The organism is Xanthomonas sp. 3075, from assembly GCF_014197275.1.
GTDB classification, from domain to species: Bacteria; Pseudomonadota; Gammaproteobacteria; order Xanthomonadales; family Xanthomonadaceae; genus Xanthomonas; species Xanthomonas campestris_B.
This window is the reverse complement of the sequence record NZ_JACIFI010000021.1, coordinates 56,455-78,199: the sequence shown is the minus strand read 5'-3', so window position 1 is coordinate 78,199 and position 21,745 is coordinate 56,455. Positions and strand designations below refer to the sequence as shown.

Below are 21,745 nucleotides of genomic sequence, written 5' to 3'. Positions count from 1 at the left end.
AGGCCCTCAGCGTCACCGAACGTCAGTTGCATGGATCACTCCTCAACATGAGGCGGGTAGTGTCGCGTATCTGTGGTGCGTTGTTCAGAGGTTCCTTAGAGCAGCTAACAAAACCTGGCGAGCGAGCGCCTGTCAGTGAGTGCAGTGGTTTTGTCGACCGTACCTTGGTGGATGCAGTCAGAAGTCCAGATCAAACGCTGAGTGGGTCGAATGCGCGGTGCCCTCACCGCTCGCGGGACACGCCGTGAATCCATCCCTGGAGGCTCGGTGGCGGCATCCATGCCGTCACACGGTCCCGCAATCGGCGAGGACACTGCACCAGAGAGTTGATCGGTTGTTTTCTTGAAAACATGCACACCGACCATCTCGACTGGTCCTTGCACGCCCAGCGTCGCGGGACCTTACGCGGCATGGATGCCGCGTAAGAGCTACATGGACGTACTTGCAGCGTGTCCCGCGACGCTGGGCGGGCAAGGGCCCTGCAACCAGGCCGCAGATAGCCGGCCTGCAGTAGGCTGACCCGAAGTCGTTTTGTTAGCCGCTCTTACCAGTTCATCCGCAGCACCAGCGAATAACGCCGATCGTTGACGAACGACGAACGCGTGTACAGGCGCCGGTCCACTTCGCCACCTTCGTACGAGGTCGGCCCCATCAACACCTTGGTCACCGTGTTGGTCAGGTTATTGGCCTGAACGCCCAGTTGCAGGTGTTCGTTGAAGCGGTAGAAGAACGAGCCGTCGAGCTGGCCGTAGTCGTCTGCCCAGGTCGGAAGAAGGGTGGTGACATCGCTGGTGGCCAGCAGATAGCGCGAACGCCAGTTGTAGGCCAGGCGCAACGACAACGGCCCCTTCTCGTAGATGCCGGCCAGGTTGTAGCTGCGCCGCGACAGGCCTTCCAGCGGCAGCTCGACGCCGCTCACCGTGGTGTTGGCGTACGGGTCGGTGGCGGTATTGGCGCCGCCCTTGCTGTCGACGAAGGTGAAATTGGCATTGATGCCGAACCCGCTCAGCCAGCCCGGCAGGCTGTCGAAGAACTGGGTGTAGCCGAACTCGGCGCCGCGGATGGTGCCTTCGTCCATGTTGTACGGGCGGGTCACCAGCCACGGACGACTATCGTAGATCTCGCTGCGGGTCTGGGTGGAGAAGTAGTCCTTGACCTTCTTGTAGAACAGCGTGGCGTAGAGCATGTCGCTGGTGTCGAAGTACCACTCCAGCGCAGTGTCGAACTGGTTGGCCACCATCGGCTTGAGGGTCGGGTTGCCGGCAGTGCCGACGAAGCTGGTCGCTTGGCCGGCGTCGTTGATTTTCACGTTGAGCAACACGTACGGCTGCAGCTGCGTATAGTCCGGGCGCGCCATCGCCTTGGAGGCGGCAAAACGCCATTGCAGGCTGTCGCTGAAGCGCAGCCGCAGATTCAGGCTGGGCAACACGTTGGTGTAGCTGCCTTGCGCATCGTTGTCGAAGTACTGCCCGGTGTAGCGCGCCTGCAACTCCGGCGAGACGTTTAGGCCAGCCAGGTTCTGGAACTGGCCAAAACCTTCGGCCTGGGTCTTGGTCTGCACGACGCGCACGCCGACATTGCCATCCACCGGAACGCCCCATGCCTGGTCACTGCCGAAATACAGCGCCGCATAGGCCGCCTGGGTGCGCTCGAACTGACGATTGGTGTCCTGCGGCTGGTACTGATCCGGCGACCAGCCAGAGCCGCGCAATGCCACGATCTGCTGGATCATCTGCGAGGCAGATCGGTAGTTGTTGACCAGGCTGCTGTTGGGCACGACCAGGGTGGTCGGCACATTCACCCCGCCCCGGAAAAAGTTGGAAAAGGTGAACAACGACGACTGGTCGGCCATGAACTCGGACATGTTGGCCAGCCCGTTGCTGGTGCCCGGCACCGCGGCCCAGTTGTCGGAGATCACGCCCCAGTTGTAGCCGGAGTTCTTGTTGATCTGGTTGCGGTCGGTGGCGCGCATGCCGAAGCGCGCAAAGCGCAGCCAGCTGCTGTCATCGAAGGTGTATTCCAGATCCACGCGCGTGGACAGCTGACGCCCGCGGTTCTTGCCCAGGTGGTCCATCGCCGCCGCCCAGAAGTAATTGGACGGATTCTGGGTAAACGCCGGGTCGGCGATCTGCACGCTGGGGTACTTGCCGGAGACATCGTAGGTCAGCCCGGGCAGATAGGTCGCGCTGAACGCGGTGAAATCCAGCTGCTCGTTCTCCGACTGCACCAGCTGCATGTCACCCTTGATCTGCAGGTTGTCGTTGAAGAAGTGGCTGAAGCCTGCCGACAGATCGGTGGTGGTGGTGCGCTGTTCGGAATAGCGGTTGTCGGTATTGAAGCGCACACCGTCGCCGGTGAGCACGCCACGCCATGAATCGGACACCGGTGAGCCACGCAGGAACCCGCCGCGGTTGTCGTAATCGAAGGTGGTGCCCGGCGCCGGGCTGATGCTGTTGTTGCTGTCGTTGAAAAACGCCGCGCGCTCCTGCCAGTTCATGTCGTACCTGGAGCGCAGGTACTGCACATAGATGTCAGTCGCATCGCTCGGTTTCCACTGGAACGCAGCGGCAATGCCATTGCGCTTGCGCTCGAAATCCAGCTGCCGCCAGTTCACCCCACCCGGCACATACACCTGATCGCGCCCGCTGCCGGCCAGCACCGCCTCATCGGTGCGTCGCACATACGGTTCCACCTGGATGCCGTCCGAGCGCGTCGCCAGTTCCGAATGCGAGATATCGACCATGAAGCCCATCTCGCCGATGCCGGTATTCCAGCGATCGCTGAACAGGAACGACGCCGACGGCTTGTACTTCTTGCTCATGTCGCCGTAGTTGACGTCGATATTGCCGCCGACGATCCGGCCCGGATTGTCGAACGGCATGCGCGTACGCAGATTGACCGTGCCGCCCAGACCGCCCTCGATGATTTCCGCCGATGGATTCTTGTACACGTCCACGCCGGCCATCAATTCGGCGGGCACGTCCTCGAAGCTCAGGCCACGGCCGCTGGCCGCACTGAAGATATCGCGCCCGTTGAGTTCGCCGCGCACCTGGGTCAGCCCGCGAATCATCACCCCGCTGCCTTCGGCGGAAAAGTGGTCGGGGTCGTTGCGGGCCATGAAGTGATCGATGGTCACGCCGCTGACGCGTTGCAGCGTTTCGGTGACGCTGCGATCGGGCAAGGCGCCGATATCTTCGGCACTGACCGAGTCGACGATCTGGGTGGCATCGCGCTTGATGACCTGCGACTTGATCAGGCTGGCGCGTACCCCGCGCACCTCCACCGCATCCAGATCCACCGCGCTGCTGGCGGCGTTGCCGGCCTGGGCGTTCCGGGAAGGCTGCGCCTGCTGGGCGTATGCCGGCGTGGCGAGCATCAGCCCGATGCTGACGGCGATGGTGCAACGACACAAACGCGACGGACGCGCACGCACGCCCGTACCCGCCGAGGCATGGCTTGAAAAGCTGAGCATCTGAATCCCTCCCAGGACGCAAGACGACTGAAGACAGGTTGTGACGGCACCGCGCGACATACCGCATGCGCACCGCATGATCGTGCAAGAGCAAGGCGCTAGCGCACGGCTCTTCCCTTCCACTGCATGGCGGCCTGGCCGCCGATCACCTGCTCGACTTCACGTTCGCTTCAGCGTGCGATCTGGTGCACAGGTATAGGCGCGTGTTTCAGCGCCAGCCAATGAAAAATTCATGGACTGGTATATCGAAACGAAATGGAACGAACGGATGCGCTAGAAGTGTGGGCGTGATGGTGCAAGAACCTGGGCCGATGGCATGAAACCCTATCCGGCGACTGCGCGGGATGGATTGCCTATCAACAAAGCCGCCATGCGTTGGCGCAGTTCCAGGCAACCTTGGCGGCCAGCCGACACACCCGCTTGTGCGCTCGACGTTATCCCGGGTTACCGCTACGTGCCACAGGGAAGAGACGTTTAGGGAAAATCCTGCGTCGCAGCGGGCAGATCACAGAGAAAATCACGCGCAATGGCGTGCGTGCGGATGGCAAGTCCCTGCACCGCAACCGCTGCCGCTCATGCCTGGGGCACCTGAGTCGCCACGCCAGCGCCGACCTACCACGAGCATATCGCAAGCAGTAGGCTATCCTTCCCTTGCCACAGGTGGCCCCATGGCTGTGCGCCCTCATTGCATCCCGCAGCACCGTGCAGCGCTCCCCCTGCTGCTGTGCGCCGTCTTCGCCCATCCTCTGAGTGGATGTTCACGCATGAATACGCCTACCAACGATCCATCCGGTATTCACCTGATCGGCAATATTCCAGTCGACGCCCACAACACCGTGCATATCGATACCAGCAAGCCAATTCCGTTCGCCGACCATGCGTTCGGGGCGTTCTGCTACGACACCTATGGCTGCAAGGTACTGTACGACGGCAGGTACGAGGCACACGATCCCGAAGATGTAAAACAAATATCATCGGCGTCAGTAGGAGATGGTTACCCTAACAACCTTGACGCTGGCACCATCGGCATACGCAATTTCCCGAACTTCCCACCCCCAGCGGAAGTGACCTGGCGCTCCAAGAACGGCCAGTCGCACCACGCCCTGGTGGATCTTGAGGCCATCTTCAAGGACAAGGTGGTGCTGCATCATGTGCCGCAGGAGCAACTGCCGCCGATCCTAAAAGCCGATATCCCTCCGGAGATCATCCTGGAAGTGAATGACCGCACCATCAATGTGTATATGAAAGCGATGGTACAGACGACTGTGCAACAGAAGCCGGGCAACGAATATAGTTATTTCCGCAACGATCCGATCCTTGCCTACACCAAGACCTACTGATGGCGTATTCGCCAGGGAGCATTTACTGGCTAACGATCGTGATACTGCAAAGACCTGGGCCGATGGTGTGGAAACCTATCCGGCGACTGTGCGGGCCTCGGCAGGCTACCAACACAGCCGCCTTGCGTTGAGCCGCGCAACGCCGGCTCCGCACTACCATGAGCACATCGCAGATAGTACGCTGTAGCAGGCTGTTTCTCCCTTTCCACAGGTGGCTCCATGGCTGTGCGACCTCCTTGCATCCCGCAGCACCGTGCAGCGCTCCCTCTGCTGCTGTGCGTCGCCTTTGCCCACCCTCTGACTGGATGTTCGCGCATGAACACCCCTACCAACGATCCATCCGGTATTCACCTGATAGGCAATATTCCAGTCGATGCCCATAACACCGTGCATATCGATACCCGTAAGCCGATTCCGTTTAGCAACCATGCGTTCGGAGCAATGTGCTACGACACCTATGGTTGCAAGGTGCTGTATGACGGCAGGTACGCAGCGCGCGACCCAGATGATGTCAAAGAAATCTCCTCGGCTTCGCTAGGGGATGACTACCCAGGCAATCTTAAAGCCAATACGATCGGCATCCGTAACTTCCCGCACTTCCCCCCCCCCGCCGAGGTGACATGGCGCTCCAAAGACGGCCAGTCGCACCATGCAACAGTCGATCTTGAGGCCATCTTCAAGGACAAGGTGGTGCTGCACCATGTGCCCCAGGATCAGCTGCCACCGATCCTGCAGGCGGATATCTCTCCCGATATCATTTTGGAAGTGAACGACCGCACCATCAATGTGTATATGAAGGCATTTGTACAGACGAGAGTGTTACAGGAGCCAGGCAATCCGAACAGTGATTTCCGCAGCGACCTGATCCTCGCCTACACCAAGAGCTACTAATGGCGTTTTCGCCAGGGAGCACGTAATGGCTAACGATCGTGATACTGCAAAGACCTGGGCTGATGGAGTGGAAACCTATCCGGCGACCGCGCAGGATTTGGCGGCCTATCAACAAAGCCGCCATGCGTTGGCGCAGTTCCAGGCGCCTCTGCTGGTCAGCCAACACAACCCGCACACCCGCTTGTTCGTTGCATCCTTCGATGGCACCGGCAATGACAAGCACAAAGATCCTGAGCACATCACGAATATCGGCATATTGGACGATCAGGTGCAAACAGCAGTTCGTCACAATGTTAAGAACATCAGTGGCTACTACGTCCCCGGCGTAGGTACCCAGGACAGTGCCTTTACCCGCAACCTCGACGGTGCAGTTGGCTACAGCTACGGGCCACGGATGGAAGAGATGTACTTGAAGTTCATCACCCAAGCAAAGGAATGGCAGAAACAAGACCCCAAAGCCGAGATCAGCATCGTCTCCACCGGCTTCAGCCGTGGTGCGGTCACTGCGGCCATGTTCGCCCGCATGGTGCACGAGCGCGGCATCCAGAACCCGGTCGGCATGCAGATCGACCAAGGCCCAAACGGCGAAATCCTAAAACTCACCCCGACCCACCCGCCGCTGGTGCCACCCGGGCGCACCGCACAGGCGGTGGGCTTGCTCGACCCGGTGGCTACCGGCGACATGAACCTGCGCGACTCGCGCCTGCCGCCGTCGGTGGTGTCGGGCCTGCAAATCACCGCCCGCGACGAGCGCCGCGATACCTTCCCGGCCAAGGACATCATCGATCCGGGCCGCACCCAGGATGGGCGCCTGCTCAATCTGGTCAATCCGGGCGCGCATTCGGATATCGGCGGTTCCTACCGGCTCGATGGCCTGTCCGTGCGCAACGGCAACCTGCTTACCGATTACGTCAACACCCTCAGCGACAAGCCATTCCTGCAACCGCGCGCGGTGTCCACTGCGCCGGAGATGAACGTCATCCACCACTCTGAGCAGCACCAGTCCTTCTATACCACGGTCATGGCAATCACCCTGGGCAACCGCGTGCACGTGAAGGACCTGGCGGGTAAGGCAGTTAGCCTCAATCGCAACCCTAAAGTGACAGTTACCGGTCATTCTCTCGGCGGCGACTTGGCTCAGGTCAGTGCCCATCACTTCAGTCTCAAGCGACAGACCTTCAATGCTTATGGCCCAATGAGCCTGGATCGGCATATCCGCGAAGGTGGCCATGAGGTAATCAACTACGTCATGGCTGGCTATGCGGCCAGCACCGCCAGCCGATATTATGTGCAGATCAAGGGGAGTGCGGGCTCTCCCGGCTCAATCTTGTTCTGCAGTTAAAAGCAGCGTAGGCTCAAAACATAAGGCATCTCATCGGCCAAGGACACCATGCCTCGCACTCTTGCCTCCCTGTTATGCCTATCCCTTGCCACATCGCTATGCGCTTGCGGCGCAACGGAGAACAACATGCAGTCCAAAGACGGGCAGGCGCTCACCGAGGATGGCGATCCGGTGTACCGGAAGAATCCGAATCCGCGACAGGCTTATCGCATCACCATGACCATCGAGGATGCGCCGGGGTCGTTTGAGTTGGTGTCGGGTACTGCGTTCTATGACATGACGAATCGCGATGAGTGTGCGCCGTTCGATCCTGCGCTAGGAATGTCGACAAAGCCAAAAGAAGCTGGGGTTCCTGTCGTTTTTCAGAAGATCAATAACACGAGTTACACAGCGATGGTCTATACCGATGGGATGGTCGATGCTGACTACTACGGAAAAGGCATCTGTCGCTGGGAATTTGGCGGTCTGGCTGCTTCGCTAAAAGCAACAGGTGTCAAGGCAGAAACAGATTTTATGCCTAGCCTGGAGAAAAAATATTTTTTCGAATCTAAGTCGAAAGAGACTTTCTTTTGGTCAGGCGGATATCCCAGGAGTAAATTTGACGACTATCCCGATACCGGTGAAGAGAGCGCTGAAAAGTATGCAGAGCCGAATCGAAGCGAGTTATTTACTGTAATTCTCAAGGCAGAAAGGGCGACCCCATGAGCTTGACCAGTCAGCAGTATGCCGCACTGGCGCGCGATGGTTATGACGAGCCACAAGAGACGGGTAAGAGAAGCTCTGTTGTAGACATAGGAGGTTTGCCTTATAGACGGCTGGAATACGTAGACAAGCCATCAGGCTATCAAGGTGTTATCTACGAAAGGGCTGACACGGGTGAAGTGGTGGTTGTCCACCGAGGGAGCGAGTTTGATCGCCAGCCAGTGCAGGATGGCGCATTAGCCGATGGAGGTATGTTAGTGGCTCGTCATAACGTACAGGTTGCCGACGCCATCGACTTTACTCAGCATGCATTGGATTATGCAGAACAGAAGCACATCAAGACCGGCCAGCCGGCCCCGCAAGTGACAGTTACAGGTCATTCCTTAGGTGGCGATCTGGCTCAGGTCACCGCACACCATTTCGGACTGACAGGGCAGACATTCAACGCCTACGGGGCGGTGAGCCTGGATCGGCGGATTCCCGAGGGTGGCACCGAGGTGATCAACCACGTCATGGCTGGCGATGCGGTCAGCGCCGCCAGCCGACATTACGGGCAGATCAAGGTCTATGCCACGCCACAAGAGATTGCGACGTTGAAGAGAGGCGATTACGCCAACGATCATGGAGCGCTGGATGCACGCGATCCGTTGTCCTCTGCATTCAGGGTGGGCGATTCGCATCGCATGCACAACTTTCTTCCGGTCGATGGCAATGGCAAGCCGGACGTCTCCGTGTTGGAAGATCCAGCAGCGCAGCAGCTTGCACAGCAATATGCGCCGATGATCGCGAAGTATCGCGGCGATGTGGAAACGCTGCGCGCAGGCTTGACGCTTTACTCGCGAGGGGTAGATGGCCTGGTCCGGGATGGAATCGATCACCTGCGCGGTCCATTGGAACCTGGGGAAGGGCGTCGTGAGACCGATGCGCAAAGCTGGCAGCAGCAGATGCAGCAATTGCAGCAAGAGCGCGAACGCAGCCATGCGCCTGAGCAGTGGCATGTGCCGATGAAGGCGGAGGCGCAGCAGACGCGGACAGCGGCCGACAAGCCGCCATCCTTGCGTGACGACCCGGACGCATTCCTGGACCGCATGTTGGCCGCCGCACAGAATGGCGACCGCGATCAATTCCGTCAGATGACGCAGATCCTGGCCAATGAACCAGCCGGCCGCGCGTTGCGCGCCGAGGCCATCGACACGGTGAACCAGCAGGAACAGCAGGCAGCGCAACAGGCGATGCAGGCGCAACAACAGCAACAGCAGCACGAGACGATGCGCATCGGTGGGCGCAGCATGTAACACCTGGCAGCAGCAAAGGCAGGATGCACAATGGATGCAAAAGATCCACTGACGTTGGTCAGCAAGACCGCCGCGCTTATGGAGCAGTTCGAGCGCCGCTGCAGTGAAATCGAGCAACAGCAACGCCGCCTTGCGCAGCAGCTGGAGCAGGTGGCGCAGTCGCTGCCCGGGGTGATGACCCGTTCGGCCGAACAGACCATGCAGCGTGTCCCCGACACGGTGGTCAGACATATCCAGCAGGGGATGGACCCGTCGGTCGCCGGTTTCGAGAAGCGGCTGCAGCAGGCCGGTAGCTTGATCGGGGGAGGTGCGCAGTCGCTGTCCGATCAACTCAAGCGCATCGAACGGGCGCAGCGCCTGCTGCTATGGAAAGGCGCGGCGGTGGTGGTCGGAAGTCTGCTGGTGTTGCTGGGCGGTGGCGCATGGTTGCTGGCCCACTATCGCCAGGAAATTGAAGACAACCAGGTGCGTGCGGACTTGTTGCGCGCCTACAACGCCGCCGACGTGACGCTGTGCAACGGCCGGCTATGCGCCAACGTCGAGACCAAGGGCCCGGTCTACGGCGATCGCCGGCAATATCGGCAGGTCAAACAGCGCTGATTCCTGCGGCCAGACAGCTCGGCGATGCACGATGGCGCCCCTGCCTTTCAGTGACCAGGCCGATGCCTTGCGCGCCATTGCGCCACTGCCGGCGACACCCTGCGCAGGCTGCCGCGCTGGATCGCATCGCTCATCGCTGCTGGCCTGGCGCGGGCCGATCATGGCGCGGCCCACAGTGCAAACAGCAGCGCCGCTTGCCGTCCGACGCAGCGGATTTTCAGAACCGGCTAGACCGACGACTCCGGCGCCCGCAAACCGGGATACAACCGCCGCGCCGTGCTGCGTAGCGCCTGCAAGATGCGCTCGGCGCCCGGCGGCAGGATGTAATCGCGCCGACGAATGATGCCGAACGATTCCATCCGCACCCCCAGCTCGATCGGCAGCACGGTGAGCAGCTTGGCCTGGATCAGCGGCGCCACCGATTCCACCGGCAACGCGGTCAACATGTCGGTACCGCGCAGCAGCGTCGCGGTGACCGGCAACGACGAGGTTTCGATCGCATTGGTCGGCGTCTGCACGCCGTGCTCCATGAACATCGAATCCAGCCGCGCGCGCAGCACGCTGTCGGCCGGCGGCAGGACCCAGCCGTAGCGCACCAGATCGGCATGCTGCAGGCCGGCCCGGCTGGCCAACGGATGGCCGGCACGCGCAATCACCGAATGCGGCTCGTCGGCCAACGGCTCGAATTCCAGCTCGCCCACGCCCTCCGGGCCAAGGATGCGCCCGATCACGATGTCCAGCTGGCCATCGAGCAACTTGGCCACCAACGGGCGGCTGTAATCCATTTCCACCCGCACCAGAATGTCCGGGAACTCGCGCTTGACCTCGGCGATCGCCTGCGGCACCAGGTTGGTGCCGGGGTTGACCACGGTGCCGATCGAGGCCTGGCCCATGCGTCCGGCGCGCAGCGCGGCGATTTCCTCCTGGGCCCGGCCGATCTCCGACATCGCCGCGCGGGCGCGGCGGATCAGCACGTGGCCGTACCAGGTGGGTTCGACACCGCGGGCGTGCCGCTCGAACAGCTTCACGCCGAGCATGTCTTCCATTTCCGCCAATAGCTTGGAGGCGGCCGGCTGGGTCATGCTGGCGGCCTCGGCCGCGCGCAGCACCGAGCGTTGCTCGTGCAGATGCAGCAGCAGCAGCAGCTGGCGCGTCTTGAGCCGGGCCGCGTTGAACCAGGGAGTGCTGGAATTTGCCATCGGGATCGCCACGCAGGTGTATTCGCAGGAGGAATAGAATATGCCTAAAATTTCATTTGCAGCACATATCTCCTCGCGCGAGGCTATCGAGCGCCGCAGGACCCGCCCTCGGCTTCCGAGCGCGGCCAGGCCCGACACGCCCCATCTTCCACAAGGTGGCAACACGCACGCCATGCACGCGAAGGTGGACGACGATGACCGCAACTTGCCTGCCAACTGCACCCGGTTGGGCTGCATCTCCAGGCGCTGCAGCCAGGCCTTCGGCATGCCGTGCCGCGCGCCGCGCGCATCCGGCCGTCGCCTCGCCCGGCTGCGCACGTTTCCCGACCTCGCCGACCACCTGGTCGCCGACGGCCGCTCTTTCGCTCTCTCGCGAGTAACACGATGACTCCAGACACCACCGCCAGCCCGTTCGCCCTGCCGCTGATCGCCATCCTGCGTGGCATCACGCCGGAAGAAACGCTCGACCATGTCGGTGCGCTGGTCGATGCCGGTTTCGATGCGATCGAGATCCCGCTGAACTCGCCGCGCTGGGTCGAGAGCATTGCCCTGGCCCAGCAGACCTACGGCGCACGCGCCTGGATCGGTGCCGGCACCGTGCTGCGCAACGAAGACGTCGATACCCTGGCGGAAATCGGCGCGCGCTTCATCGTCACCCCCAATACGCGCCCGTCGCTGATCCGCCATGCGGTCGCACGCGGGCTCACCGTGGTGGCCGGCTTCGCCACCGCCAGCGAAGCGTTCGACGCCATCGATGCCGGCGCCACCGTCCTGAAACTGTTCCCGGCCGCGACCTACGGCGCGGCGCATGTGCGCGCCCTGCGTTCGGTGCTGCCCAAGCACATTCCGGTCTACGTGGTCGGCGGCGTGAGCGTGCAGACGCTGGCTGGCTTCATGGCGCACGGCGCTGCAGGTGCCGGTATCGGTGGTGAGTTGTACAAACCCGCGCAATCGCTCGACACGACCAAGACGCATGCACGCGCCTTCGTGCAGGCCTACCAGGAACGCCAAGGATGAAGATCACCCGCCTCACCACCTACCACGCCGCACCGCGCTGGCTGTTCCTCAAGGTCGAGACCGACGAGGGCATCACCGGCTGGGGCGAGCCGGTCATCGAGGGCCGCGCGCGCAGCGTGGAAGCGGCTGTGCACGAACTGGCCGGCTACGTCGTCGGCAAGGATCCGGCGCGCATCAACGACCTGTGGCAGACCATGTACCGCGCCGGTTTCTATCGCGGCGGCGCCATCCTGATGAGCGCCATCGCCGGTATCGACCAGGCCTTGTGGGACATCAAGGGCAAGGCGCTGGGCGTGCCGGTGTACGAGCTGCTGGGCGGGCTGGTACGCGATCGCATGAAGACCTACCGCTGGGTCGGCGGCGACCGCCCGGGCGCGATCATCCAGCAGATCACCGACTACCGTGCATTGGGCTTCGACACCTTCAAATTCAACGGCACCGAGGAAATGAAACTGATCGACAGCGCGCGCGCGGTCGATGCGGCGGTGGTCAAGGTCGCCGAGATCCGCGAGGCCTTCGGCAACAGCATCGACTTCGGCATCGACTTCCACGGCCGTGTCGGCGCGCCGATGGCCAAGGCGTTGCTGCGCGAGCTGGAACCGTTCAAGCCGCTGTTCGTCGAAGAACCGGTGCTGGCCGAACAGGCCGAATACTACCCGCGCCTGGCCGCCAGCACCTCGATCCCGCTGGCGGCCGGCGAGCGCATGTTCTCGCGCTTCGAGTTCAAGAACGTGTTGTGCGCCGGCGGCATCGGCATGGTGCAGCCGGACCTGTCGCATGCAGGCGGCATCACCGAGTGCGTCAAGATCGCCGCAATGGCCGAAGCCTACGACGTCGGCTTCGCCCCGCACTGCCCGCTCGGCCCGATCGCGCTGGCCGCCTGCCTGCATGTGGACTTCGTCTCGCACAACGCGGTGCTGCAGGAGCAGAGCATCGGCATCCATTACAACGAAGGCGCCGACCTGCTCGATTACGTCATCAATAAAGACGATTTTCAGTGTGTGGATGGCAGTATCGCCGCGCTGCCCAAGCCCGGGCTCGGTGTGGAGATCGACGAAGACATGCTCAAGCGCGCAAACGAAAATCCGCCCGATTGGCGCAACCCGGTGTGGCGTCACAGCGATGGCAGCATCGCCGAATGGTGAGCACGATCGAACACACCGCCGTGCTGGCGGTCGACAGCCGCTGCACGCATGGCGAAGGCGTGCTGTGGTGCGAGCAGCGCCAGGCGCTGTACTGGGTCGACATCAGCGAAAAACGCCTGTGGCGGCATCATCCGCAAAGTGCGCACACGCACTACTGGACGCTGCCCGATCGCCCCGGCTGCATCGGTCTGCTGGACGACGGCCGCGTGCTGATCGCGCTGGCCAAATCGATCTGCATCGCCGACCCGGACAATGCCGACGACGACACACTGCCGCTCCAACACCTGGCCGATGTGGAAGCCGACAACCCGCTCACGCGCAGCAACGATGGCCGCGCCGATCGCAACGGCAACTTCGTGTTCGGCACCATGGACGAGCACGACGACAAGGCCGCGCGCGGGGCGATGTACCAGTTCTCGCTGCGTCACGGCCTGCGCGCCCTGCCGCTCCCGGGGGTGTCGATCCCCAATTCGATCTGCTTCAGCCCCGATGGCCGCACGCTGTACTACTGCGATTCGGTGCGCCCGCAGATCCTGTGCTGCGACTACGACGCCGACAACGCGCAGACCGGCAACACGCGCGTATTCGCCACACTGGACCGTGACGATGCCGAGCCGGACGGCTCCATCATCGACAGCGCCGGTCATCTGTGGAATGCGCAGTGGCGGGCCTGGCGCGTGGTCCGCTATCGCCCTGATGGCAGCATGGAGCGCATCGTGCAATTGCCGGTCAAGCACCCCACCTGCAGTGCCTTCGGCGGCGCCGCGCTGGATCGCCTGCACATCATCAGCTCGCGCCTGGACCACAGCGCCGAAGAGCTGGCGCGCACCCCCGCAGCCGGCGGCCTGTATACCTGCGATGTACCGATCAACGGCCTGCCCGAGAGCCGCGTGGCCAGCACGTGATCGCCATCGACTGGGGCACCAGCAGCCTGCGTGGCTACCTGCTCAATGCGGACGGCGGCGTACGCGAGCAACGTCGCAGCAGCGAGGGCATCCTGGCCTGCCAGGGCCGCTTTGCCGAGGTGCTGCACAACCTGATCGACGGCTGGGACGGCCCGTTGCTGCTGTCGGGCATGATCGGCAGCCGCAATGGATGGATCGAACAGCCCTATCTGCCGTGCCCGGTCGATCCTGCCGCACTCGCCCGGGCAATGCGCTGCCACGACGACCTGCTGCCCGACCGCACGCTGTGGTTCGTGCCCGGCCTCAGCACCGGCGCGCAGCACGGCGTGCCCGATGTCATGCGTGGCGAAGAAACCCAGCTGGTCGGCCTGATCGCCGCGCTCGGCGACGGCGCGCACGTCGCCTGTCTGCCCGGCACGCACAGCAAATGGGCGCATATCGCCAATGGTCAACTGACCGACTTCGCCACCGCCATGACCGGCGAGCTGTATGCCGTGCTTCGCCAGCACAGCATCCTTGGCAAACTGATGCAGGATGACCGTGGCGAGCTCGATACCGCTGCATTTCTGCACGGTGTCGATCGCAGCGCCGAACCCGGCGGTCTCAGCCATCACCTGTTCGGCGCACGCACGCTGGGCCTGTTCGACCGCCTGGCCGAAACCGCATTGCCGTCCTACCTGTCGGGGCTGCTGATCGGCCACGAACTGCGCGAGCAACGCGGCAATCACGCCATCGTTCACCTGGTCGGCAGTCCGGCGCTGGCGCAGCGGTATGCGCTGGCGCTGCAACACGCCGGAGTAAAGACGCAGCTGCACGCGGAGGATCTGGCCGCTGCCGGATTGTTCGCCCTGGCCAGGCACCGTGGAGTGGCGTGACCGGACAGGTGCGTGCCGAGGATGCACCTGTGCAGATGCGCGGCGACGCGTTAGGCATGGTCGTCTTCAACGTGCACTGACAAAGTGCACTGAGGCGCCTGCCCTCCGCGCGGCGCGTTGCTTATTCCGGCATGGCGTTCAAGCGCGCCAACCAGTCCATGCCCAGCGTCTGCGCACCATCCTCGGATGCCACGGCAACGCACGCCCTTCATCGCGTCAGGTCCAGCGACGCCCGCAGCTACCGCTTCACCCGTGCGCATCGTGCATCGGTCTGCGCGACAGACATGCCTTTCTGCACATCCATCAATCGCTGCAGCGGCCTAGCATCGTCGCTCCCTGCACTGACATCGATGCTCATGCCTTCTCTTCTCCGCGCCAGCCTGCTGGCCTGTGTCCTGCTCAGCGGCACCGCACTGGCCGATGCGCCCGATACCACCGACAGTAAAAGCGCCTCAAAAGCCGATACGGCAGCCGTTCCCAAACCCGCCCCGCTGCCGGCCGATGCCAGCGTGCGGCAGAGCACGCGCGTGGCTGGTCGCACGCTGAGCTACACCGCAACCGTCGGGACGCTGCCGGTGCGCGATGCGCAGGGCAAGACGATTGGCGAAGTGGTGTTCACCGCCTACACCGTCGATGGCAAGGCCCGCCCGGTGACGTTCGCACTGAACGGCGGGCCCGGCGCGTCATCGGTGTATCTGAACATGGGCGCGATCGGACCCAAGGTGGTGGGCTTCGGCGCCGAAGGCGACAGCGCCTCGGCACCGGCCGCACTGCGCGACAATCCGGGCACCTGGCTGGACTTCACCGACCTGGTGTTCATCGACCCGGTGGGCACCGGCTTCAGCCGCAGCCTGATCGGCGACGACGAGGCCAAAAAGCAGTTCTACAACCCGCAGGCCGACGTGGAATATCTCTCGCGCGTGGTCTACGACTGGCTGCTCAAGAACCGCCGCCTGCAGGCACGCAAATATCTGGTCGGCGAAAGCTATGGCGGCTTCCGTGGCCCGCGCATCACCCAGTACCTGCAGACCCGGCTGGGCGTGGCGATGAACGGCGTGGTGCTGGTGTCGCCGTATCTCAATCCCACTCTGGACGACAACAGCGATGTGTCGCCGCTGGCATGGATGATGACGCTGCCCTCGATCGCCGCCGCGCACCTGGAACGCCAGGGCAAGCTCAGCGACAGCGCGATGCGTCAGGTGATCGATTACACCCGTGGCGACTACGCCGTGGCGCTGATGAAAGGACGCACCGACGCGCAGGCCACTGAGACGATGCTGCAGCAGGTCACCCGCATGACCGGACTGGATCCGGCCTATGTGCGGCGCTCCGGCGGACGCCTGGAAACCCAGGCCTATCTGCGCGAGGTGTTCCGCGACAAGGGCGAGCTGGGTAGCCGCTACGACTCCAACGTGACCGCATTCGACCCGTTCCCCAACGACCCCGAGCAGCGCGCCAACGACCCGCTGCTGGACAGCATCATCGCCCCGACCACCACCGCGATGGTGGACTTTGTCACCCGCGTGGTCGGCTGGAAGGTCGATGCGCGCTACCAGGCACTCAATTACGACGTCAACAAGCTGTGGGACTGGGACGACGAACTGCGCAAGGGTGCGGTGACGCAGCTGCGCCAGTCGGTAGCGATCGATCCTAAACTGCGCGTCCTGATCGCGCACGGCTGGAACGACCTCTCCTGCCCGTTCATGGGCTCGGTGCTGACGGTGGACCAGATGCCGGCAATGGGCAGCGACCCCAAGCGCGTGCAGGTGCGCGAATATCCCGGCGGCCACATGTTCTACAACCGCGCCGACAGCCAGGCCGCCTTCCGCAACGACGTCAAGGCGATGTACGAAACACGCTGAGCCCCGCCATCGCCGGCCGCCTACGCGGCTGGCGATGCATCACGCCAGCTGCGGCAAGCGCGTGCGCAGGTAATCGCAGATCACCGTGTCGAGCCGTTATTTTCCGGCCGGCCGCGCCTCTGCGCAGCCCTCGGCCGCGCATCAATCGTTACGAATCCCGAATCCCCATTCCCGATTCCCGATTCACAACGCGCCAGGCTGAGTGGCCTTCACATTCCAGCCCAACCACTCGTAGACGCGATAGCGCGCGATGCCCAGGTACTCGTGCAAGGCGACATCGGCCACGGTGAAGTTGTAGCTCTGCGGCAACCATGCCCAGGACGCGGTCAACCAATCCGAGCGCACCGGCGTGGCGTCGATACCGAAATGGCGGAAATACAACTCGGCGCGCCGCAGATGCGTGGCCGAGGACACCAGCACGACCCGGTCGGGGCGGTACTTGCGTAGCAATGGCTGGCTGAATTGCGCGTTCTGCCAGGTGTTCATGCTGGACGGTTCCATGATCAGATCGGCCTGCTCGATGCCCAACCCGATCAGCACCTTCCGATACACCACCGCTTCGGACAGGCCCAGCCCGCGCGCGTCGCCGCCACTGATCTCGATCTTGCAGTCGCCGCCATGCGCACGGCACTGCCGGTACAACCGCGCCGACTCGACGATGCGGCCGTAGGCGAACATGTTGGCCTCGGCGGTGGCATCAGGGCCATCGGGGCGCACCGTGCCCGCACCCAGCAACACGATCATGTTGCGTGCGCGCCAGTCGTTGAAATCGTTGACCCCGGCCTGCTGCAACCCGTGCAGCATCCAGCTCGCCAATGGCCCGCAGCCGACCAGCAGCAACAACGCCAGCGTGGCTGCGGCCAGCACGCGCGCACTGCGCTCCCAGCGACGGCGACCGATCAGCCAGGACAGTAGGAACAGCACGCACACCAGCGCAAGCATCATCGGCGCGTTTCCTCAGGCAGGACGCGTTGGAAAACCGGAGGTGGATCGAACGATCCACCGCATCACCTGGCGCATCCTCGCCGACCCAGGTGACCACGGCGCGACATGGCTCAGGTCCAGCCGAACCATTCGAAGCAGCGCAGCATCAGATACGCCACGCCACCGGCGGCCGGGATGGTCAGGATCCAGGCCCAGACGATGCGCTCGATCACGCCCAACCGCAGCGAGCGCGGATTCTTGGCAAAGCCCACGCCCATGATGGCGGTGGAGATGCTGTGCGTGGTCGACACCGGCATACCGAAATGCGCGGCCACGGTCAGCACGGTGGCCGAACTGGTTTCCGCCGCAAAGCCGTGGATGGGATGCAGCTTGACCATCTTGTGGCCGAGCGTCTTGATGATCTTCCAGCCGCCCGAGGCGGTACCGGCAGCCATCACCACTGCGCAGGTCAGCACGATCCACATCGGGATGCCGGCGCCTGCGGCCAGCCCGGTGCCCGGATGCAGGAACGACAACCAGCCCGGCAGATCGTCCAGCGCACCGGTCGACTGCGCGCCGATCAGGGTCATCGCAATGATGCCCATGGTCTTCTGCGCGTCGTTGTGGCCATGGGCATAGCCCATGTAAGCGGCCGAGGCGATCTGCGCCTTGCCGAAGAACGCATTGACCCAGCGTGGCCGCGCCAGCCGCCCGATCGGACCGCCCAGCTTGGCCATGCCGGCGATGATCGCCCACAGCAGCACCATCACCACGATACCGAGCAGGAACCCGGCGATCGGCGAGGTGATCATCGGCACGAACACCTTCCACAACAGGCCCTTGTTCTTGGCCCAGTTGCCGATGTTTTCCGACCAGATCAGCGCATCCCAATTGTTATGCGCCGCAGCCAGGCCGGCGCCGCACAGGCCGCCGATCAAGGCGTGCGAGGACGAGGACGGCAGCCCCTTCCACCAGGTGATCAGGTTCCAGATGATGCCGCCCAGCAACGCGCACAGGATCACCTGCGGGGTCACGTCGACCACCTCGGTGTTGAGCAGGCCGGAGGCGATCGTCAGCGCAACGGCCGTGCCGGTGAGCGCGCCGATCAGGTTCATGCCGGCCGCCAGCATCACCGCCCAGCCCGGCGACAACACCTTGGTGGCGACCACGGTGGCGATGGAGTTGGCGGTGTCGTGGAAGCCGTTGATGAACTCGAACACCAACGCCGCCAGGACCACCACCAGAACTAGGGTAAGCACGCGGCGACCTCAGCTGTTCTTCAATACGATCTGGTACACCACCACCCCTGCCTCGCGGCAACGGTCGATGGCCTTTTCCAGGATCTCGAAGAACTCCTTGAGCAGGAACATCTGCAGCGTGTCCAGACGGCCGGAATAGATGTCGCGGTACAGCTCCAGCATCAAGCGGTCGGCTTCGTTTTCCAGCATGCGCAGCTTGTCGTTGAGCGCGGTCATGCGATCGATGTTCATGTGCGGCAGGTCGGTCACCATCTCCACCACCACCGCAGCGGCCTGTTCCAGCATCGCCGCACGCGGGGCGAAGTCGATATGTTCCAGGTGCTGGGTGGCCAGCGAATAGCGGTCGGCGAACTTCTCGACCTGCTTGGGAATCTTGTACAGCGCCGAACCCAGCGCTTCGATGTCCTCGCGCTCGATCGGGGTCATGAAACTGTCCACCAGCGCCTGGCCGATCTTGTCCGAGGCCGCGCGTTCGCGCAGGCGGGCAAGCTTGAACGCGTCCAGCGCGGGCTGGCGGTCCGACTCGCGCATCATGGCGTGCAACGCCTTGGTGCTGTCGTAGGCGGCCTGCGCCGCTTCGTTCAGGAGCGCATAGAACTGCTTGCCGGAACCGAAGATGGTCTGCAACGAGAACATGGGGGGAGAACTTCCTGCCGTCGAGGGAGAGACGGACGCCAAGCGTGAATTATGACCGTTCCGTGACCTGTCTGGTATCTCGGTGCCCGTCGTCGCCTTCACATCGGCATTTCCCGGCTCGAACCACCCTCCAGTTTTGCTAAGATGCCTGCGCGCCTTCGGGCGCACCCTATGGAAGACGACCCTATATTCCCCCGTTGCCGCCCCGCCTCCGCGCGCGCCGGCCAACCCAGTGCTCGCCCGCCCTCCCCTTCACTGACCGGGGAAGACGCCCGTGGTTGAGTTTCTGATCGTCATCGCGCTGATCCTGTTGAACGGCTTCTTTGCGATGTCGGAAATGTCGTTGATGACCTCGCGCAAGAGCCGCCTGAAGCAGATGGCCGGCTCCAGCAAGCGTGCCGCGCGTGCGCTGGCGCTGGCCGAAAGCCCGGAAAACTTCCTGTCCACCGTACAGATCGGCATCACCCTGATCGGCATCCTGACCGGCGTGTTCGGCGGCGAGGCGATCGGCGAGGCCATCAGCGCATGGCTGCAGGAGCTGTTCCCGGCGCTGTCGGCCTCGTTCGAGCTGGTCGGCAAGCCGCGTCCGTATTCGGTGGTGATCGGCAGCACGCTGGCGGTGGCCTTGATCACCTTCCTGACGTTGATCTTCGGCGAGCTGGTGCCCAAGCGGCTGGCGCTGCGCAACTCCGAGAACATCGCCGGCGTGGTCGCGGTGCCGATGGCCTGGCTGGCCAGGATCGCCGCGCCCGGCGTATGGGTGCTGGCGCGCTCGACCCGGCTGGTGCTGCGCATGCTGGGCATGGGCAAGGACGAGTCGGCGTCGGTGACCGAAGAAGAGATCCGCATGCTGGTGGCCGAAAGCCACGAGGCCGGGGTGATCGATTCGCACGAGCGCGACATGATGAACCGCGTGATGCGGCTGGGCGATCGCACCGCCGACAGCTTGATGACCCCACGCAACCGCATCGCCTGGCTGGATGCCAACGCCGAGCCGGAACGCAATCTGCAGGTGATGCGCGAGCACGAGTTCTCGCGCTACCCGGTGTATCGCGGCAGCGACCAGGACATCGCCGGCGTGCTGGAGGTCAAATCGCTGGTGACGCGCATGGACGGTCACGGCGCAAATATGTTCCAGGCGCTGCGCGACACCTTGTTCGTGTCCGAATCCACGCATGCGATGAAGCTGCTGGAGATCTTCCGCGAAGAGCAGCAGTCGGTGGCCCTGGTGGTCGACGAATACGGCGAAATCCGCGGGCTGGTGACCATCAGCGACCTGATGGGCGCGGTGGTCGGCCGTCTGCAGGCGGTGGAAAACACCGATGAAGACGCGCTGGTGATTACGCGCGCCGACGGCTCGCTGCTGATCGACGGCTCGCTGCCGGTGGAAGAACTGCGCGAGGTACTAGGCGCCGAACTGCCGGAAGCCGACGAAGGCGATTACCACACCCTGGCCGGCCTGTGCATCTACTACTTCGGGCGCATTCCGCAGGCAGGCGAATTCTTCGACTGGGCTGGTTGGCGCATCGAGATCGTCGATCTGGATGGCGCGCGCGTGGACAAGTTGCTGCTGAGCCGCGTTGGCGACGAGGGCAGCGATGACATCGTCGGATAACGGCGCACCGCCGTCGGGCGATGCGGGCGACGCGCAGATGCGCTATCGCAACGAAGGCATCCGCAGCCTGCTGGCGGCCTTCAGCGAAGGGGATCCCAACCACGTGCTGCGTGTGCGCGAGATCCTCACCGATCTGCAGCAGAGCGCGTTCGGCGTGTTCCTGTTTCTGGCGATCCTGCCGTCGTTCATTCCCATTCCCGGCGTGGCCGGCGGCATCAGCGGCCCGCTCACGATGCTGATCGGCGTCCAGATGATGTGCTGCCTGCGCAAGCCCTGGGTGCCGCGCTTCATCGGCGAACGTGGGCCGCGTCGCAGCACCAGCCAGCGGTTTGTCGCGAGGTTGGCGCCCACCCTGCAACGCCTGGATCGACTGCTCAAGCCGCGTCTGCACGGCATGCTGGACAGGATACCGGCACAGATATTCACCGGCCTGCTGCTGGTGCTGGTCGGCTTCTTGCTGACGTTGCCGATCCCGTTCACCAACTACCTCTTCGGCCTGATCCTGCTGCTGTTCGCGCTGGCCCTGCTCGAGCGCGACGGCGCGTTGATGCTGGCTGGCTGGGCGGCCGCGCTGGTGTCGGTGGCCGTGTTTGGTGTCACCTCCGACCAGCTGGTGGACCTGATCGGCGGCTGGTGGCCGGCCGCCTGGCGCTGAGCGCACGACGA

Annotated in this window: 17 protein-coding genes and 2 pseudogenes; 14 read left to right on the top strand and 5 right to left on the bottom strand. The window is 63.3% G+C overall.

All coding sequences use genetic code 11. The features are described from left to right. Positions 1–544: 544 nt before the first annotated feature. Complete coding sequence (locus GGR62_RS17275) at positions 545–3,472, bottom strand: TonB-dependent receptor (RefSeq protein WP_184409076.1); 2,928 nt, start codon at positions 3,470–3,472, stop codon at positions 545–547. Positions 3,473–4,236: 764 nt separating this feature from the next. Between GGR62_RS17275 and GGR62_RS17270 the strand changes: the two genes are divergently transcribed. The 7 genes and pseudogenes from GGR62_RS17270 to GGR62_RS17245 all read left to right on the top strand — a co-directional run bounded on the left by GGR62_RS17270 (position 4,237) and on the right by GGR62_RS17245 (position 9,642). Then, on the top strand, positions 4,237–4,812 hold the full coding sequence (locus GGR62_RS17270; protein ID WP_184409075.1) for a hypothetical protein: 576 nt from the start codon (positions 4,237–4,239) through the stop codon (positions 4,810–4,812). 315 nt (positions 4,813–5,127) lie between these two features. After that, positions 5,128–5,703 carry a hypothetical protein gene (locus tag GGR62_RS17265; protein ID WP_184409074.1) on the top strand — a complete coding sequence of 192 codons (576 nt, stop codon included), beginning with the start codon at positions 5,128–5,130 and terminating at the stop codon, positions 5,701–5,703. Between the two features lie 25 nt (positions 5,704–5,728). Continuing rightward, positions 5,729–6,253: pseudogene (locus GGR62_RS21475) on the top strand (DUF2235 domain-containing protein); the annotation flags it as partial. After that, positions 6,227–7,003, top strand: a pseudogene (locus GGR62_RS21470) (hypothetical protein); the annotation flags it as partial. The pseudogenes GGR62_RS21475 and GGR62_RS21470, both read left to right, overlap by 27 nt. Positions 7,004–7,171: 168 nt before the next feature. Next, the gene (locus GGR62_RS17255; RefSeq protein ID WP_184409073.1) at positions 7,172–7,750 is read left to right on the top strand and encodes a hypothetical protein; all 579 of its coding nucleotides are present in this window, start codon (positions 7,172–7,174) and stop codon (positions 7,748–7,750) included. Beyond that, positions 7,747–9,042 (top strand): DUF6792 domain-containing protein, encoded by a 1,296-nt coding sequence (locus GGR62_RS17250; RefSeq protein ID WP_184409072.1) that lies wholly within the window; start codon positions 7,747–7,749, stop codon positions 9,040–9,042. Before GGR62_RS17255 ends, GGR62_RS17250 begins: the two co-directional genes overlap by 4 nt. Before the next feature lie 30 nt (positions 9,043–9,072). Beyond that, entirely contained in the window at positions 9,073–9,642 is a 570-nt protein-coding gene (locus tag GGR62_RS17245) for a relaxation protein (RefSeq protein WP_184409071.1), read from the top strand. Between the two features lie 227 nt (positions 9,643–9,869). Here GGR62_RS17245 and GGR62_RS17240 read toward each other — a convergent pair whose 3' ends face one another. After that, positions 9,870–10,841, bottom strand: coding sequence for a LysR family transcriptional regulator (locus tag GGR62_RS17240; protein WP_184409070.1), 972 nt, complete (start codon positions 10,839–10,841; stop codon positions 9,870–9,872). Between the two features lie 384 nt (positions 10,842–11,225). Here GGR62_RS17240 and GGR62_RS17235 point away from each other — a divergent pair, with 384 nt between their 5' ends. From GGR62_RS17235 to GGR62_RS17215, 5 genes are all read left to right on the top strand, one after another. Then, positions 11,226–11,858 carry a 2-dehydro-3-deoxy-6-phosphogalactonate aldolase gene (locus GGR62_RS17235; protein WP_184409069.1) on the top strand — a complete coding sequence of 211 codons (633 nt, stop codon included), beginning with the start codon at positions 11,226–11,228 and terminating at the stop codon, positions 11,856–11,858. Continuing rightward, a complete protein-coding gene (gene dgoD / locus GGR62_RS17230) occupies positions 11,855–13,003 on the top strand; it encodes a galactonate dehydratase (protein ID WP_024939784.1) in 1,149 nt (382 codons plus the stop codon). Before GGR62_RS17235 ends, dgoD begins: the two co-directional genes overlap by 4 nt. Further along, positions 12,997–13,908: an SMP-30/gluconolactonase/LRE family protein gene (locus tag GGR62_RS17225; protein WP_184409068.1), complete on the top strand. Its 912-nt coding sequence runs from the start codon at positions 12,997–12,999 to the stop codon at positions 13,906–13,908. Before dgoD ends, GGR62_RS17225 begins: the two co-directional genes overlap by 7 nt. After that, positions 13,905–14,783, top strand: coding sequence for a 2-dehydro-3-deoxygalactonokinase (locus GGR62_RS17220; protein ID WP_184409067.1), 879 nt, complete (start codon positions 13,905–13,907; stop codon positions 14,781–14,783). The genes GGR62_RS17225 and GGR62_RS17220 overlap by 4 nt, the downstream gene beginning before the upstream one ends. Positions 14,784–15,139: 356 nt before the next feature. Continuing rightward, entirely contained in the window at positions 15,140–16,645 is a 1,506-nt protein-coding gene (locus tag GGR62_RS17215) for a S10 family peptidase (RefSeq protein ID WP_184409066.1), read from the top strand. 183 nt (positions 16,646–16,828) lie between these two features. On the opposite strand, the gene GGR62_RS17210 is transcribed toward GGR62_RS17215, so the two are convergent. The 3 genes from GGR62_RS17210 to GGR62_RS17200 all read right to left on the bottom strand — a co-directional run bounded on the left by GGR62_RS17210 (position 16,829) and on the right by GGR62_RS17200 (position 19,464). After that, positions 16,829–17,590, bottom strand: coding sequence for a YdcF family protein (locus GGR62_RS17210; protein ID WP_184409065.1), 762 nt, complete (start codon positions 17,588–17,590; stop codon positions 16,829–16,831). Between the two features lie 110 nt (positions 17,591–17,700). Continuing rightward, complete coding sequence (locus GGR62_RS17205) at positions 17,701–18,828, bottom strand: inorganic phosphate transporter (protein WP_184409064.1); 1,128 nt, start codon at positions 18,826–18,828, stop codon at positions 17,701–17,703. Positions 18,829–18,837: 9 nt separating this feature from the next. Then, entirely contained in the window at positions 18,838–19,464 is a 627-nt protein-coding gene (locus GGR62_RS17200; RefSeq protein ID WP_184409063.1) for a DUF47 family protein, read from the bottom strand. A 274-nt stretch (positions 19,465–19,738) separates the two neighbouring features. Here GGR62_RS17200 and GGR62_RS17195 point away from each other — a divergent pair, with 274 nt between their 5' ends. Both GGR62_RS17195 and GGR62_RS17190 read left to right on the top strand, forming a co-directional pair. Further along, entirely contained in the window at positions 19,739–21,079 is a 1,341-nt protein-coding gene (locus GGR62_RS17195; RefSeq protein ID WP_184409062.1) for a hemolysin family protein, read from the top strand. Continuing rightward, positions 21,063–21,734, top strand: a complete 672-nt coding sequence (locus GGR62_RS17190; RefSeq protein WP_184409061.1) for an exopolysaccharide biosynthesis protein — start codon at positions 21,063–21,065, stop codon at positions 21,732–21,734. The genes GGR62_RS17195 and GGR62_RS17190 overlap by 17 nt, the downstream gene beginning before the upstream one ends. The last annotated feature ends 11 nt before the right edge of the window (positions 21,735–21,745 follow it).

Bases quoted from the DNA above. Each gene is read 5' to 3' on its own strand.
- GGR62_RS17190 (WP_184409061.1), top strand. From the start codon at position 21,063: ATGACATCGTCGGATAACGGCGCACCGCCGTCGGGCGATGCGGGCGAC.
- GGR62_RS17225 (WP_184409068.1), top strand. From the start codon at position 12,997: ATGGTGAGCACGATCGAACACACCGCCGTGCTGGCGGTCGACAGCCGC.
- dgoD (WP_024939784.1), top strand. From the start codon at position 11,855: ATGAAGATCACCCGCCTCACCACCTACCACGCCGCACCGCGCTGGCTG.
- GGR62_RS17200 (WP_184409063.1), bottom strand. From the start codon at position 19,464: ATGTTCTCGTTGCAGACCATCTTCGGTTCCGGCAAGCAGTTCTATGCG.
- GGR62_RS17250 (WP_184409072.1), top strand. From the start codon at position 7,747: ATGAGCTTGACCAGTCAGCAGTATGCCGCACTGGCGCGCGATGGTTAT.
- GGR62_RS17265 (WP_184409074.1), top strand. From the start codon at position 5,128: ATGAACACCCCTACCAACGATCCATCCGGTATTCACCTGATAGGCAAT.
- GGR62_RS17235 (WP_184409069.1), top strand. From the start codon at position 11,226: ATGACTCCAGACACCACCGCCAGCCCGTTCGCCCTGCCGCTGATCGCC.
- GGR62_RS17255 (WP_184409073.1), top strand. From the start codon at position 7,172: ATGCAGTCCAAAGACGGGCAGGCGCTCACCGAGGATGGCGATCCGGTG.
- GGR62_RS17240 (WP_184409070.1), bottom strand. From the start codon at position 10,841: ATGGCAAATTCCAGCACTCCCTGGTTCAACGCGGCCCGGCTCAAGACG.
- GGR62_RS17245 (WP_184409071.1), top strand. From the start codon at position 9,073: ATGGATGCAAAAGATCCACTGACGTTGGTCAGCAAGACCGCCGCGCTT.
- GGR62_RS17210 (WP_184409065.1), bottom strand. From the start codon at position 17,590: ATGATGCTTGCGCTGGTGTGCGTGCTGTTCCTACTGTCCTGGCTGATC.
- GGR62_RS17270 (WP_184409075.1), top strand. From the start codon at position 4,237: ATGAATACGCCTACCAACGATCCATCCGGTATTCACCTGATCGGCAAT.
- GGR62_RS17275 (WP_184409076.1), bottom strand. From the start codon at position 3,472: ATGCTCAGCTTTTCAAGCCATGCCTCGGCGGGTACGGGCGTGCGTGCG.
- GGR62_RS17215 (WP_184409066.1), top strand. From the start codon at position 15,140: ATGCCTTCTCTTCTCCGCGCCAGCCTGCTGGCCTGTGTCCTGCTCAGC.